This is a genomic window from uncultured Pseudophaeobacter sp., from assembly GCA_905479575.1.
Lineage (GTDB): Bacteria > Pseudomonadota > Alphaproteobacteria > Rhodobacterales > Rhodobacteraceae > Pseudophaeobacter.
The window spans coordinates 1-15,680 of the sequence record CAJQNB010000036.1 but is presented as its reverse complement, the minus strand read 5'-3'; the positions used below and the strand labels follow the sequence as shown (position 1 = coordinate 15,680).

General features: G+C 60.5%; 11 protein-coding genes. 8 read left to right on the top strand and 3 right to left on the bottom strand.

What is annotated here, in order from left to right:
- Positions 1-14: 14 nt before the first annotated feature.
- Positions 15-923, bottom strand: coding sequence for a LysR family transcriptional regulator (locus QZ268_RS11425; RefSeq protein ID WP_295452495.1), 909 nt, complete (start codon positions 921-923; stop codon positions 15-17).
- A gap of 192 nt (positions 924-1,115) precedes the next feature.
- On the opposite strand from QZ268_RS11425, the gene QZ268_RS11420 reads away from it, so the two are divergent.
- The 3 genes from QZ268_RS11420 to QZ268_RS11410 all read left to right on the top strand — a co-directional run bounded on the left by QZ268_RS11420 (position 1,116) and on the right by QZ268_RS11410 (position 4,504).
- Complete coding sequence (locus tag QZ268_RS11420; protein ID WP_295452493.1) at positions 1,116-1,742, top strand: glutathione S-transferase; 627 nt, start codon at positions 1,116-1,118, stop codon at positions 1,740-1,742.
- 120 nt (positions 1,743-1,862) lie between these two features.
- The gene (locus QZ268_RS11415) at positions 1,863-3,995 is read left to right on the top strand and encodes a pyridoxamine 5'-phosphate oxidase family protein (protein ID WP_295452491.1); all 2,133 of its coding nucleotides are present in this window, start codon (positions 1,863-1,865) and stop codon (positions 3,993-3,995) included.
- 41 nt (positions 3,996-4,036) lie between these two features.
- Positions 4,037-4,504, top strand: a complete 468-nt coding sequence (locus QZ268_RS11410; protein ID WP_295452488.1) for a nuclear transport factor 2 family protein — start codon at positions 4,037-4,039, stop codon at positions 4,502-4,504.
- Positions 4,505-4,566: 62 nt separating this feature from the next.
- On the opposite strand, the gene QZ268_RS11405 is transcribed toward QZ268_RS11410, so the two are convergent.
- Both QZ268_RS11405 and QZ268_RS11400 read right to left on the bottom strand, forming a co-directional pair.
- Positions 4,567-7,671: an efflux RND transporter permease subunit gene (locus tag QZ268_RS11405; protein WP_295452486.1), complete on the bottom strand. Its 3,105-nt coding sequence runs from the start codon at positions 7,669-7,671 to the stop codon at positions 4,567-4,569.
- A 1-nt stretch (position 7,672) separates the two neighbouring features.
- Complete coding sequence (locus QZ268_RS11400) at positions 7,673-8,959, bottom strand: HlyD family efflux transporter periplasmic adaptor subunit (RefSeq protein WP_295452484.1); 1,287 nt, start codon at positions 8,957-8,959, stop codon at positions 7,673-7,675.
- A 509-nt stretch (positions 8,960-9,468) separates the two neighbouring features.
- On the opposite strand from QZ268_RS11400, the gene QZ268_RS11395 reads away from it, so the two are divergent.
- From QZ268_RS11395 to QZ268_RS11375, 5 genes are read left to right on the top strand one after another with little or no spacing between them, the layout of a single operon-like run.
- Positions 9,469-10,494, top strand: coding sequence for a BMP family protein (locus QZ268_RS11395; RefSeq protein ID WP_295452482.1), 1,026 nt, complete (start codon positions 9,469-9,471; stop codon positions 10,492-10,494).
- Positions 10,495-10,509: 15 nt separating this feature from the next.
- Entirely contained in the window at positions 10,510-12,054 is a 1,545-nt protein-coding gene (locus QZ268_RS11390) for an ABC transporter ATP-binding protein (protein ID WP_295452479.1), read from the top strand.
- Positions 12,044-13,093, top strand: coding sequence for an ABC transporter permease (locus QZ268_RS11385; RefSeq protein ID WP_295452477.1), 1,050 nt, complete (start codon positions 12,044-12,046; stop codon positions 13,091-13,093). Before QZ268_RS11390 ends, QZ268_RS11385 begins: the two co-directional genes overlap by 11 nt.
- A 1-nt stretch (position 13,094) precedes the next feature.
- Positions 13,095-14,039: an ABC transporter permease gene (locus tag QZ268_RS11380; protein ID WP_295452474.1), complete on the top strand. Its 945-nt coding sequence runs from the start codon at positions 13,095-13,097 to the stop codon at positions 14,037-14,039.
- On the top strand, positions 14,039-15,325 hold the full coding sequence (locus QZ268_RS11375) for an amidohydrolase family protein (RefSeq protein ID WP_295452572.1): 1,287 nt from the start codon (positions 14,039-14,041) through the stop codon (positions 15,323-15,325). The genes QZ268_RS11380 and QZ268_RS11375 overlap by 1 nt, the downstream gene beginning before the upstream one ends.
- Positions 15,326-15,680: the final 355 nt, after the last annotated feature.

The following is a 15,680-nucleotide window of genomic DNA, read 5'->3' as shown; positions in this document are numbered from 1 at the left end:
AGCAGACAGCGCGGTCACGGCCCCCAGAGGTTCTGTTCGGTTGACTGGAACCATTTGGCCAGATGTTCGATCAAGGCCCGAATACGCGCTGTCAGGTGACGGCTTGGCGGATAGACCACATAGAGCGGCAGCGGCGCGTCTTCGCGGTCTGCAAACAGCAGCTGCAACCGGCCCGTTTCAACAAAGGGTTTCACCGTGTAATAGGGACAGCGACCAATGCCCTGGCCACCCGCCGCCATATGGGCCACCGCACGCGGCGAGTTGGCCCGAAAGCTGCCGCTCACCAGGACAGAGGTCACCTTTCCAGCCACGTTGAACCGCCAGCGCTCCGGCTGCGCTGCGGATTGCAGCAACAGGCAGTTATGGGTCGCCAGGGCCTTGGGGTGCCCCGGCTCGCCGTGACGTGCCAGATAGTCCGGCGCTGCCACCACCACCAGCCGCATGTCGCAGAGCTTACGCGCCACCAGGGTCGAATCCTGTAGCCTGCCAAAGCGGATGGCCAGATCAATGCCTTCTTCGACAATGGGCGCGTGATAATCCGACAGCAGCATTTCGATCTGCACCTTGGGGTGGCTCTGCTGAAACGGCGTCACCGCCTGCACCAGCTCGCGGCTGCCAAACCCCGTGGGCGCGGTGAGCCGGATGGGACCGGCCAATTCGGATTGGCGCTCCTGAATGACCCCTTCCATCTCGTCGATCTGATCCAATACCGGCAGGCAGCGCTCCAGATAGGCCTGACCGGTGTCGGTCAGGGTGACGGAACGGGTGGTGCGGTTAAACAGCTGTGCGCCAAGGCGCTCTTCCAGCCGGGCCACATATTTGCTGGCCAGTTTGGTGCTGATGCCGATCTGGCGCGCCCCGGCAGTAAAGGAATGTTGCGCCGCAACCGCAACAAAAGTCCGCATGCAATCCAATGTGTCCATCGCCTGACCCTCGGCTTCTCTTTCGCCCGCACAAGGTATCTCATTATCGCCAATACGTACATACTTACTCTACAGAATGACATATTATCACCCAGTCGTTCTGAATGTATCTCTTCCTCATCGAAACGGCGGCTCTTACCCAGTCGCTCACCACTCCCGCCGCTCACGCGGTAACCCCATGAGGAACATCCTATGTCCAATACTCTGCGCATCCACAGCTTCCCCCTCTCCGGTCATGGCCACCGGGTTGAACTCTTTGCCAGCCTGGCGGGTATCGCCCATGAGGTCATCACCGTCGATCTGGCTAATGGGGAACACAAAGGAGAGGCCTTTCTGGCGCTGAACCCTGCCGGTCAGGTTCCAGTCCTTGAAGACGGCGATACCGTGATCAGTGATTCCAACGCTATCCTGGTCTATCTAGCGCGCAAATACGCGCCGTCCTATCTGCCCAGCGATGCGGTTGCCGAAGCCGAGGTGCAGAAATTCCTCAGCCTGGCAGCCGGCGAGGTGGCGTTTGGCCCCGCAGCCGCGCGTCTGATCAATGTCTTTAACGCCCCCCTGGATGCGGACTTCTGCAAAACCGTCGCCGAGCGCCTTTTGGCCAAACTGGAAGCCCACCTGGACGGGCGGGACTTTCTGGTTGGTACTGCGCCCACCATCGCGGATGTGGCGATCTATTCCTATGTGGCCCATGCCCCCGAAGGCGATGTTTCGCTGGCCGCCTACCCCAATGTGCGCCGCCTGCTGAGCAACATTGAAGGCCTGAAAGGCTTTAAGCCAATGCCCGTCACGCCTGTTGGTCTTTCCGCTGCGGCCTGATCGCTTAGCGTTCAAAACCAACCACCGGGGCGGATCGCCCGCCCCGGACAGACCGCCATCAATGGCGCCTCCCCAGCCCCCGCCTATTTGTTCAAACTGCATCCCGTGAAGAGGTCCGCCATGCCCCCCGCCATCCCCGCCCAGATTGACGACCCCCAGGCCGCCTCCCCCTTCCATGCCGGCGAACAGCAGCTGCAACGCGCCAACGGCAGCCGCGACATGCTGGAACAATTTGGCCGCAAGGTGATCCGCCCCTATATGCCAGAGCAACACCGGGCCTTTTTTGCCCAACTGCCCTTTGTGGTAGTGGGCGCTGTGGATGCCAAAGGCTGGCCCTGGGCCAGCCTGTTTCCAGGCACCCCCGGGTTTGCCCAAAGCCCGGACAACCGCCACCTGAACATCACTTTGAACGCCGCACAGGCGGATCCGGTACGGCGTGCCCTGCAGGCTGAAACGCCAATGGCCGTGCTGGGAATTGAGATGCACAGCCGCCGTCGCAACAGGATGAACGGACGCGTCTCCTCCTTAGGGGAAAGCCAGCTCCAGCTGCGAGTTGACCAATCCTTTGGCAATTGCCCGCAGTATATCCAACACCGCGACATCACCTTTCTTCGCCCTGCTGCGGACAGCTCCCCGGCACAGGCTTCGCCGCGTTTCACAGAGCTGGGCGCAAAGGCGCGTCGGATGATCGAGGCAGCGGATGTGTTCTTTGTCGCCAGCGCGGTAGAGTCCCGTGACAACCCCACCGTCGAGGGCGTCGATGTCTCCCATCGTGGCGGGCGGCCGGGGTTTGTGCAGGTTGATGGCAATAGCCTGATCATTCCCGATTTCCCCGGCAACAACCACTTCAACACCTTTGGCAATTTCCTGCTGAACCCCAAGGCCGGGCTGGTGTTTCCCGATTTTGCCACCGGCGACCTTTTGATGCTCACTGGCACCACTGAGCTGCTGTCAAAGGAGGCACCGGAAATACGCGGCTTTCACGGTGCCGATCGTGGTTGGCGCTTTACCCTGGATCATGGGCTTTGGCTGCAGGATGCGCTGCCGTTTCGCGCCAAACTGGGCGCCTTTTCACCGCATTCGCTGATGGCCGACACCTGGGCAGACCGCGCCGCACGGTCCAGACAGGAAGAGGGTCGCAATGCCTGGCGCCGGGTCCGGGTCGCTCGGGTGCAGCAAGAAAGCTCGGTCATTCGGTCTTTTTATCTGGAACCTGCCGATAGCGCGCCGCTGTTGCCGTTTGAGGCTGGCCAGTCTCTGACACTGCGCGCCAGATCCAAGACCCCGACACAGGAACAAGCCGCAGGCCAGATCCTGAGCCGGAGCTACACCGTCTCCTCTGCCCCTGGTGAGCGCCACTACCGGATTTCGGTCAAACGCGAAGAACAGGGTGCGATGTCGCACCTACTGCATGACCAGATCATGCCCGGCGACATCCTGGAGATCAAAGCACCCCGTGGTGCCTTTTATATTGATCCTGCCGAAAGGCGGCCGGCGGTGCTTTTGGCCGGGGGCGTTGGCATCACGCCGATGGTCGCAATGGCCAACCATGTAATGCGCGAAGGTCTGCGGACCCGGCACCTGCGCCCGCTGACTGTGCTACATGCCAGCCGAGACAGCGCCCAGCGCGCCTTTGCAGATGAGTTCCGCGCCCTGCAGCAAGCGACAGAGGGGCAGATCCGCTACCTGTCTCTTTTAGGCACGGCTGCCGAGGGCGAAGAACCCGGCCTGGACTATAACGGCACCGGTCGGATCACTGACGACACCCTGCGGCAGGTGCTGGCGCTGGATGACTATGATTTCTTCCTCTGTGGCCCGCCGCCCTTCATGCAGGGGATCTATGACAGCCTGCGCCGCCTTGGGGTCAGCGATGCCCGGATCTTTGCCGAAAGCTTTGGCCCCGCCGCGCTGCGCCGCGCCCCCGATGTCTCGGCCGGCGCCCAGCCAGCGGATCAGCTGGCGGATCCCTGCGCCGAGGACGAAGCCGAGACCGCCGAAGTGCGCTTTGCCAGTCTTGCGGGGGCAACACAGTGGCACGCCAAAGACGGGTCTTTGCTGGAGCTGGCAGAGGCCCAGGGGCTGACGCCCGATTTTAGCTGCCGGTCAGGCTCCTGCGGCAGCTGCGCCACCAAAGTTACCCAAGGCAGCGTCAGCTACCGCTCCCCACCACAAGCCGAGATTCCCCCCGGCGAAGCCCTGCTGTGTTGCGCCCGCCCTGCCAAAGGCAGCGCAGCCTTGGAACTCGATCTTTAACCTCCCCCTCCCCTTCTGATTTGACAAAAAGGAAGCTTACCATGGAAACCCGCCCGCCTCTGCCGCCCTTCACCCGCGACAGCGCCATTGAAAAAGTACGCCTGGCCGAAGATGGCTGGAACAGCCGCGATGCGGCCAAGGTGGCCCTGGCCTATACCCCGGACACCAAATGGCGCAACCGCGCCACCTTTGTCAGCAGCCGCGCCGAGGCCCAGGCCTTTCTCGAGGCAAAATGGATCCGCGAGTTGGACTATCGCCTGATCAAGGAGCTTTGGGCCTTTACCGAAAACCGCATCGCGGTGCGCTATGCCTATGAATGGCATGATGACAGCGGCAACTGGTATCGCTCTTACGGTAATGAAAACTGGGAGTTCGCCGAAAACGGCCTGATGCAGAACCGCTTTGCCTGCATCAATGACCTGCCCATCAAAGAGAGCGATCGCAAGTTTCACTGGCCGCTGGGGCGTCGCCCCGATGATCATCCCGGCCTGTCGGATCTGGGACTGTAACGGATCAAAGGCGGCACCTCCATGCGGGGTGCCGCCTGCCTATGCGTGGTGGGACCTGCCGGTTAGAACACATTCTCACTGCGCTGGAATTGATCCACCCATTTGCGCACATCAACCACGTCAAAATAGACCGCAATCAGCGCGGGCAGCACCAACAGAACCAAAACCATCGAGGCCAACAGGCCAAAGGCCACCGAGACCACGACCGGCACCAGGGTCTGCACCTGCGGACTGGTCTCAAACAGGATCGGGACCAGACCAGCGATGGTGGTAGAGGTCGACAGCAGAATTGGCCGAAAGCGCGCCCGCACCGCATCCAGCGAGGCGGCAACATAGTCATCCCCATCAAGGTGCGACTGGAAGAACGTCAGGAACAGGATCGCATTGTTGACGACAATCCCGGCAAGCGAGGCAAATCCGATCCAACTGGGCATTGAGATATCCATCCCCAGCCCCCAATGGCCCAGGATGGTGCCAACCAGCGCAAAGGGAATAGACAGCATCACCACAACCGGCAGCGAATAGGACCGGAACTGGAAAGCCAGAACCATAAAGACCCCCACAAGGCCCAATAACAGCAGTTTCATCATCGAGGATTGCGACTTGGCCTGTTCGGCACTGGCCCCCGAGATGCCGATCTCAACACCGGGAAAGCTCTTTTGCAGCGCCGGGCCCAACTCGTTGGTGATCACCGCCGAGATCTGCGCCGAGGTCACAGTGGCGTTGTCGATCTTGCCGCGAATACGCGCCAGCGCCTTGCCATTCTTGCGGGTGATTGTCGGATAGCCCTGCGACAGGGTCATCTCAGCCACGGTTGACAGCGCCACCAGCTTGCCATCGCCCACCAGGATCGGAAAGCGTTCCAGCTCGACCAGATTGGCCACCGTGTCATCCAGTTTCACCCGCACCGTCATATCTGACTGACTGGAGCGAAAGCTATCCGTCTCGGTGCCCTGAAAGGCGCTGCGCAGCTGATCCGACATCGCCTGGGGTGTCAGCCCAATCAGATAGCCATATTCATTCAGCGCCAGCTGCACCTCCTGTCGGCCACCATAGAAATCCTGAAACGCTTCCACCACGTCAGAACGCGCCAACAGGGTATTGCGCAGCTCAGCAGAGGCCGCCTCCAGCTCTTCCAGATCATAGCCGGTAAGTTCCACATCCAGGTCAAAGCCTCCCGGACCCATTTCAGCCTGAGAAAACGATGATTGGACAAGATCCGGTATCGGCCCCGCCGCCGATCTCCAGGCCTCCAGCACCGTATCGGCACTCACATTGCGTTCAGAGCTGGTGAGCAGATCCACGGTGATCGTGGCGGTGTTGGAGCCATTGTCATAGACCTCACTATTGACCGCATAACGCACCAAAACCCGCTCAACCAGAGGCAGCCCCCCCTTGGTTTGGGGGGTAAATTCCGCATCCACCTGACGCAGCCCCGCCAGCAATTGTTCCACGGTCTCGACAGAGCGCTCACGATTGATCCCGGAGGTCAGCGAAAAGCGGATCGTCAGGGTGTCGCTTTCGGTGGAGGGAAAGCCGATCATCTTGACCGCACCGGAGGCAATCAGGCTGATCGACAGGATCAAGACAGCAAAGACCGACCCCAAGGTCAGATAGCGCCAAGTCACCAGCCAGGTTGCAATTGGCAAGACGCAGCGCTCTTTGATCCAGTCCAGGCCACGTTCCGCCAAACGGGTCTTGTGAACACTTGTCCGCGCCAGTCTCCCATGGCTGAGATGATGCGGCAGAATGAAGAACCCTTCAAACAGTGAAATTGCCAGGGTGATCAGCAGCACCAGCGGAATGAACCGCAAGATCTGCCCCATGTCGCCGGTAACAAACAGCAAGGGGCCAAAGACGCAGGCGGTTGTCAGAAACGACGACAACACCCCAGGCAGAACCTCCAGCGCCCCACGGGAGGCGGCCTCGGTGGGGCCGACACGGGTCCGCCATTTGTCGATGTTTTCCGCAATCACAATGGAATCGTCCATGATCAGCCCAACCGCCATCAGCAGTGCCACCAGAGTGATCATGTTGATGGTGATGCCCAACAGGCTCATCACAAACAACGTGCCCAGAAAGGACACCGGCAGTGCCGCGGAAATCCACAGGGCCTCGTTCAGGGAAAAGAACAGCCACATGGTAAAAAACACCAGAACCAGACCAACGGCAATATTCTCCGAAATCAGGTTCAGGCGTTCCTCAACCAGCTCTGTCATGTTGTTGGTGACGGTGATCTGAAACGGATCGGGATAGGCCGCCCGCTCGGCGCTAAGGATTTTGTCCACCGCCTCAAACACCCGGATACTGTCGGTGTTCTTGGCTTTGGACACCGAAATGATCGCGGCCTGATCGCCATCAATAAAGGAAGCGATGTTTTCGTCGGCATCCATCATCCGCACCTCGGCCAGATCGCTGACCCGGACAAAACTGCCCGACTGGTTTTGCAAGACAATGAGATCTTCGAGATCGGCAACCGAACGGCGGGTGTCGGCGTAGCGCAGCACCAGGCTGTTTTCGTCCAGATCTGCACTGCCCAACGGCTGGCTCAGGCTGCGGGCCTGGATCGCATCAACGATATTGCGCGGTGACAGGCCAAACCGGTGCAGCGCGCCCTGATCAAACACCACTTGCAGCTCACGGTCGGTAATGCCCGAAACCGAAATCTCGGCGACACCGGGCACAGCGCGCAGACGGTCCGCCAGCTGATCGGTATATTCGATCAACCCCTGTTTACCAGACACCCCAGAGACCGCCACCAGCGCCACCAGATCGCTGCGCGCCTGAATTTCCACCGTGGGTGTTTCAGCATTCAGGGGGAAATCATTGATGCTGGAGACCGCTGAAAAAACATCATTGAAAAACAACGTCAGATCGCCGCCCTCCTCCAGCTCGGCGGTGGCAGTTGCCAGACCGTCAACAGAAAGACAGGTGAGTTCGGTCATTCCAGAGGTGCCGGTGAGCGCCGCTTCCAGCGGGGTGCAGATTTCCTCATCTACATCCCGCGCCGAGGCGCCGGCATAGACCACCCGGGCCGCCACGGTGGAGGCGGTGAACTCGGGGAAGGTCTCGCGCTCCAGACTGCTGAGAACACCAAGCCCCAGAAGGCAGAACAGCGCCATGATCAGATTAGAGGCAACCGGGTGGCGCACAAAATAAGAGATCATATCACTGGCCTTCCGCAACAGCAGAAACCGGCACCAAGGCCAGCTTCATGCCCGGAACAGGCGGGCTGGGCAGGCCCAGCACCAGGGTCTCCCCTCCGGTCAAACCAGAGCGGATGATCACCTCGCCACCAATGACCTGCCCGGGCACCACCTCACGGATGGCCAGTCGCTCTTCTGTGTTGGCCAGGTAGACAAAGGGCGTCCCCTTGTCACTCACATGCAGGGCGCTGCGGGGCACCACGATACTGTCTGGCCTCGGCGCGCTGGAGAAAACCACACGGACAAAACTGCCGGTATGCAGGGGCGGGCGGCGCAGCCCCTGTTGCGCCACCAATGGATCTGCAACTCTGACGACAATGCCCATGGTGCCGGTCTCTGCATCCATGGTACCCCGCAGGCGCACAATTTCGGCCTCCCAGGGCGCAAACTGCTCCGGCGTCGAAAGCTCCACATGAGCACTCACCCCCGCACGGCGAAGGGCTTGGGTGAATTGGCTGGTATCAAAACTGCTGTTTTGCAGAAACGCGTTCTGAGCCCCAGCAAGGACTACAGGGCCAAAACTGCTGGGCTGGACCTCTGCTGTCACCTCAGCGGCGGCCGTGCTGTCCAGGGACAAAAGCGTATCCCCCGTCCTGACGAATTGTCCAACTTCGATACTTTTGCTGGCCACACGCCCCCGGAATGGCGCCGTGATGACAGATTTGTCCAGCGCCCGCTCCGCCTCGGCCAATTCGGCCTGACGCACCGCCAGTGTCGCGTGCAGCGCATCGCGCCGCGCGGGGAAAAGCGACAGCGTATTGGTCAGATTGGTCACCGAGGTCTGCTGCGCCAGATAGGATTTTTCTGCTGTATCCACAGTGGCTTGTGTCCCTGCGCCGCGATCCAGCAAAGATGTCACCCGCGCCAGTTCAGCCTGAGCCACCTTGAGGATCCGTTGCTCGACCAAAAGCAGCCGCTGCGCGTTGTCTTCCTCGCGGGCAAGTTCCGCCAGGTCGGCATCGACGGCGGCGATATTGGCCAGAGTCTTTTGTCGCGACAGTTCATTGTCGGTTTGGTCGATCTCGACCAGTACGGTGCCCTCTTCGACGATACTGCCAGTGTTCAATCCCGCAGAGACCTCCAGAACACGGCCCTGCACCTCGGAAATGGCTGCCCAGCTGTGTTCGGCCTCAACCCGGCCAAACCCCTCGGCGCTGGCGATGATCTCTCGGCGCACCACCGGCTGAACGCGCACCGCCAATTCAGCCTCGGGCAGCGCGCTCACCTGCGGCTCCGGGCGCGCGGTCATCCAAGCAAACCCCAAAATTCCAACCGCAAGGGGCGGCACGACGAGAAGAGGACGGAGGTTCATAACGGGCTACCTTTTTGACAGGCTCTGGACAGGCGCTGGACTGGTTCTGGGCTGGTTCTGGGCTGGCCCCAATACGGGCACCAAAAAATAAACGGAGAACCGGGATGTTTCCGTCGTTCCCAGTTTGGCCGTTTCCCGTGACAAATCCTACCGATAAACCAAACTCGGCTAAAACCCGCCCCGGCTGTCAATCCTGTTTTACTTTGGTGCGCGCCACCCGCTGATCCCGGCCCGTGTGTCCAGTGCTATTTGACCAGTGCTATCGGCCAGAAACTCATTTTCTAAACGCAAAAACACCAAACTCCGTTCCGAGATGTGCAAAATTTGACCAACCTTCCCAAGATGCTAGCTAATCTGCGAATGCACCCTTGCCAGAGCGCCGTGAAATTTTTACCCTTTGGACAAGATCTGCAAAGGATCGACCTTTTCAACACAGGGGAAGTTTTATGACCAAATCCACTTTGGCCGCACCGTCGCGCCGTCGTTTTCTCGCCAGCAGCGCAGCGCTCGCCCTCACAGCCGGTGCCGCTTTGTCCCCTGCAAAACTGATGGCAGCCGAGCCCATCAAAGTGGCCGGCATCTACACCGTCCCGGTTGAACAGCAATGGGTCAGCCGCATCCATGTGGCCGCGCTGGCAGCGCAGGATCGCGGTGACATCAGCTACAGCTATTCCGAAAACACCTCCAACTCCGACTACGCCCGGGTGATGCGTGAATATGCCGAAAGCGGCTACACGATGATCATCGGTGAGATTTTTGGCGTCGAGGCCGAGGCCCGTGAAGTCATGGCTGACTACCCGGATGTGGCCTTCCTGATGGGGTCTTCTTTCAAAGAAGACGCCGCCGTGCCCAATCTGTCGGTGTTTGATAACTATATTCAGGATGCCGCCTACCTGTCGGGTATCATCGCCGGGGCGATGTCGAAATCCGGCAATATCGGCATGGTTGGGGGCTTTCCGATCCCGGAAGTGAACCGCCTGATGCATGCGTTCATGGCCGGCGCAAAGGAAATGAACCCGGAGATGAAGTTCCAGGTCTCCTTTATTGGCTCCTGGTTTGATCCTCCCAAGGCCAAGGAAACCGCCTTTGCCATGGCAGAAAATGGCGCCGATGTGCTGTATGCTGAACGCTTTGGCGTGTCGGATGCAGCCAAGGAAAAAGGTCTCTTGGCCATCGGCAATGTGATCGACACCCAGTCTGACTATCCGGACACGGTTGTGGCCTCGGCGATCTGGCATTTTGAACCCACCCTGGATGCGGCCATTGCCGCCGTGCAGGCGGGCAGCTTTACTGCCAAAGACTACGGCATCTATTCCTTTATGGCCAAAGGCGGCTGTTCCCTGGCGCCCTATGGCACCTTTGAGGGCAAGATCCCGCAGGCTGCCCTTGATCTCATCGCCACCCGTACTGCGGCGATCAAGGATGGCTCCTATACTGTTGCCATCAACGACGAAGAGCCCAAGTCTTCTTGAGCTGGGCCTGATCGCATGAGCACAGAAAACGAGGCGCAGGTTGTCCTGCGCCTTCAAGGCATCACCAAACGCTTTGGTCCGGTCACGGCCAATGAGGAGGTGAGCTTTGATTTGCATCGCGGCGAAGTCATTGCTTTGCTTGGCGAAAACGGCGCGGGCAAGACCACGCTGATGAATATTCTATTTGGTCAATATACCGCTGATGCCGGATCGGTTGAGCTGTTCGGCCAGCCGCTGCCCCCAGGTGCGCCGCGCGCGGCATTGGATGCCGGCGTTGGCATGGTGCATCAGCATTTCACCCTGGCTGACAATCTGACGGTCTGGGAAAATATCGTTCTGGGCGTTGATCATCTGTCCGGGCTGTCGCTGAAACCCCGACAGGTAAAATCCCGCATTCGCGCCCTGTCGCAGCAATTCCATCTCAAAGTCGACCCAGAGGCCAAGGTGGGTCGCCTGACGGTGGGCGAACGCCAGCGGGTCGAGATCCTCAAGGCGCTGTACCGGGATGCCAAAATCCTGATCCTGGATGAACCCACCGCCGTGCTGACCCCGCAAGAGGCCGAGGCGCTGTTTGCCACCCTGCGCGAGGCAATCTCCACCGGCCTATCGGTGATCTTCATCAGCCACAAACTGCACGAGGTCATGGCGATCTCTCACCGTGTTGTGGTGCTGCGCCATGGCAGGTTGGTGGCAGAACGCGCCACCGATGACAGCAGTCGCGAAGAGCTGGCAGCGCTGATGGTCGGGGCCGAGGTCACCGCCCCCAGTATCGAAACCGCGCCCCCCGGCGCGCCTTTGCTTGCGCTCCGCCAGGTCTGCACCCCGGATCACGGCGCAGCACCGGGGCTGAAATCGCTTAACCTCACCCTGGCGGCGGGGCAGATCACCGGGCTTGCCGGTGTTTCCGGCAATGGGCAGGCAGCACTGTCTGATCTGCTCTCTGGCTTGATTAGCCCAACGCGGGGCGAGATGCAGCTGGCGGGGGAGCCGGTGAAAAACTGGTCCCCCCGAAGCGCCATCGCCAAAGGCATTGCCCGCATTCCCGAAGACCGGCACAAAACTGGCACAATCGCCGATTTTGACCTCACCGAGAACGCCATCCTGGAAACCTATGCCAGCCGGTTCAGCCGCCGGGGCTGGATGAACTGGGCCGCCGCCCGCGCCTTTACCAAGGATCTGATCAAAACCTATGATGTGCGCTGCCCCGGCCCCGACATTCGCATTCGCCTGCTGTCAGGCGGCAATATGCAAAAGCTGATCCTGGGGCGCGTGCTGGAAGAATCCCCCCAGATCATTCTGGCCAACCAGCCCGTTCGCGGCCTGGATATCGGTGCGGTGAACTATGTGCACGGCGAACTGGCCAAGGCCCGCGATCGCGGCGCGGCTGTTTTGCTCATCTCCGAGGATCTGGATGAAATCATGCAGCTTTCCGACGTGATCCATGTAATTTCTGAAGGGCGGCTCAGCCCGAGCTTTGCCCGTGGCAGCATGCGCCCCGAAGAGCTGGGCGCCTGGATGGCTGGCCATGGGTTTGATGCGGAGGCCCCCGATGCGGCTTGAACCTATTGCCTCCCCCAGCCCGGTGCGCCGCATTGTGCCGCCCGCGCTGGCCATGGCTGCGACATTTCTGGTAGCGGCCCTGTTGGCGCTGATTGCCGGGGGTAACCCCTTTGCGGTCTTTGGCCTGATCCTGAACGGCGCCTTTGGTTCCAAATTTGCCCTGCTGGAAACGCTCAACAGCGCCACGCCGCTGATCTTTACCGGGCTGGCCATTGCCGTCGCCTTTCGCGCCAAACTGTGGAACATCGGTGCCGAGGCGCAGCTTTATGCCGGGGCGGTGCTGACCGTAATCTTAGGCACCGGCGCGCTGGGTTTGCCCAGCTATCTGATGCTGCCGCTCTGCGCCCTGGCCGCCATGCTGGCTGGCGCCTTGTTGTTGCTGGGGCCTGCCTTGCTGAAAACCCGACTGGGTGTCGATGAGGTGGTGACAACCCTGTTGTTCAACTTCATCTTCCTGCTGTTTGTCTCCTACCTGCTTGAGGGTCCGCTGAAGGATCCCATGGGCATGGGCTGGCCCAAATCCGCGCGCCTGACATCAGAGGCCCGGCTGCCGCGTATCGTCGACGGCTTGCGGCTGCACTGGGGCTTTGCCCTGGCGCTGGCCGCCGCCTTGCTGGTCTGGGTGATCAACACCCGCACCACACTGGGTTACGAGATGCGCGCGGTGGGCCAAAACGCCGAGGCCGCAGGCTTTGCCGGCATTCCCGTCACCCGCGTCATCCTAAAAACCGCACTGCTGTCTGGCGGCCTCGCCGGGCTTGCCGGCTTCTCCGAGGTCTCCGGGCTCAAAGGCGCGCTGACGCTCGATCTGTCGCCCGGCTTTGGCTACACCGGCATCGTGGTTGCCATGTTGGCGCTGCTGCATCCCCTGGGTGTGGTGGTTGCGGCGCTGTTTGTCGCGGCCATTTTCGTCGGCGCCGACAGTATGAGCCGCGCCGTCGGCGTACCCAGCTATATTGCCGATATCATGCTGGCCTCGGCGCTGTTGTTCATGGTGCTGGCAATCCTGCTGACCAAATTCCGTGTGCGGAGGGACTGATATGGATCTGTTCGATATTCTGCTTTCCGCCAGTTTCTGGGCCGCTGCCATCCGCATTGCCTCGCCGCTGATCTTTGCCACCCTGGGCGAGCTGATCTGTGAGCGCGCCGGGGTGCTGAACCTTGGTATTGAGGGCATCATGGTGGCCGGCGCCTTTGCCGGCTGGATTGCGGTCTGGGCGGGGCTGCCGCTGTGGGGCGGCGTGGCAGTGGCGATGCTTACGGGCATGATGCTGGGACTGGTGCATTCCATCCTCAGCGTGCCCTTTGGCCTCTCGCAACATGTGGTGGGCATTGGCCTGACACTGCTGGCCACCTCGCTCACCTTTTACACCTACCGTGTGGTGCTGCCCGAGGTATCCTCGCCGCCCAAGATCACCGCCTTTCAACCCTACGAAATCCCGCTGCTGTCAGACCTGCCGCTGGTGGGGCCTGCGCTGTTTTCGCAAACGCCGCTGACCTATGCCGGATTTATCCTTGCGGCGCTGACGGCGCTGGTGCTGTACCGCACCCCCCTGGGACTGGCAGTGCGGGCTGCCGGAGAGAACCCCTCGGCGGTGGCAGCACAGGGCCTGTCCGTCACTGCAATCCGCATGGGAGCGGTGATTGTTGGCTCTGGCTTCATGGCTGTGGGGGGGGCGTTTTTGACGCTCTCGGCCTTTGACAGCTTCTTTTTCGACATGGTGAATGGCCGCGGCTGGATCTGCATTGCGCTGGTGGTCTTTGGCGCCTGGAAACCTGGCAAAGCGGTAATGGGCGCCATTCTGTTTGCCGCCTTTGACGCCCTGCAAATCCGCCTGCAACAGACCGGCATTGGTGCCGTGGTGCCCTATCAGGTCTTTCTGATGTTGCCCTATTTCCTATCCATTCTGGCCCTGGTGGTGATGTCCCGCCGCGCCGAGATCCCAGCGGCGCTGATGGTGCCGTTCAACAAGGGAGAGAGATGATGCTTGACCTGCTGATCAAGGGTGGCACCCTGCCCGACGGCACCCAGCGCGATATTGCCATCACAGGCACCCGCATTGCCGCAATCGAGCCAAAGATCGAGGCGCAGGCGCATGAGGTGATCGACGCGACTGGCGATCTGGTGGCGCCGCCTTTTGTCGATCCACATTTCCATCTGGATGCCACACTGTCTTACGGGCTGCCGCGGGTGAATGCCTCTGGCACCCTGCTGGAAGGCATCTCGCTGTGGGGAGAGCTGCGCGATCAGACATCGGTTGACGAGATGGTCGACCGCGCCCTGACCTATTGTGACTGGGCTGCCAGCCTCGGCCTGTTAACCATCCGCAGCCATGTGGACACCACACCGGATCACCTCAACACCGTCACCGCCATGCTGGAGGTGCGCGAAAAGGTCAAAGATTACATCGACCTGCAACTTGTCGCCTTCCCCCAGGATGGGCTGTATCGCAGCCCGACAGGGCGCGAGAACCTGCTGCGGGCGCTGGATATGGGTGTCGAGGTTGTTGGTGGCATTCCGCATTTTGAGCGCACCATGGCCGACGGTGCCGCTTCGGTGCGCGATCTCTGCGAGATCGCGACAGACCGTGGCCTGATGGTGGATTTGCACTGCGACGAGAGCGACGATCCGCATTCGCGCCATATCGAGACCCTCGCCTATGAGGCCCAGCGCCTGGGGCTGCAGGGACGGGTTGCCGGATCGCATCTGACCTCGATGCATTCGATGGACAATTACTATGTCTCCAAACTGCTGCCACTGATCGCCGAGGCCGGGATCTCGGCCATCCCCAACCCGCTGATCAACATCGTGTTGCAGGGCCGCCATGACAGCTACCCCAAACGGCGTGGATTGACACGAGTGAAGGAAATGCAGGCGCTTGGCATCCCGGTTGGCTGGGGGCAGGACTGCGTGCGCGATCCCTGGTACTCTCTGGGCACCGGCGACATGCTGGATGTTGCCTTTATGGGGCTGCATGTGGCGCAGATGACCCACCCGGATGAAATGGCACGCTGTTTCACCATGGTGACCGAAACCAACGCCCAGATCGTTGGTGCCCAGGACTACGGGCTCAAGCCTGGCGCGCAGGCCTCTTTGGTGGTGCTGGACGCGGCCAATCCCACCGAGGCCGTCCGTTTGCGCCCTGCCCGTCTGGCCGTGGTGGCAAAGGGCAAGGTAATCGCCCGCTCTCCCCGTGGCGATGCAGAGCTGTCTTTACCCGGCCGTCCCGACAAGATCAGACGGCGTCATGGCGTAGTCAGCCCAGCTTAAACCGCGCCCTTCGGTCTTGGCCTCTTCAAAGCTTTTTACTTTACAAGCCAATCGCAAAAATCAATCCTTGATTGTCTAGGAGAAAAAATTTCAAGCGAGCCATCAAATGAAAAAACTGTTTGTTTGCCTGTGCGCATATTTCTGTTTGGCGGCGCCCGCTTTTGCGGATCTCAAAGAATGCCAAACCCTGTATTCTTCCGCCCCCCGGCATCTGGGTGTGAACTCACGGTGAAGTGCAGTTCTTGATATCTCGTTTTACTCCAACCGGTTCTGAATTTCCATCAGGTTGCTTTCAAAGACCTCAGCGGGCGTCCGGTAGCCAAGGCACTTGCGCGGCGTTTCGTTGAGGCGGTGG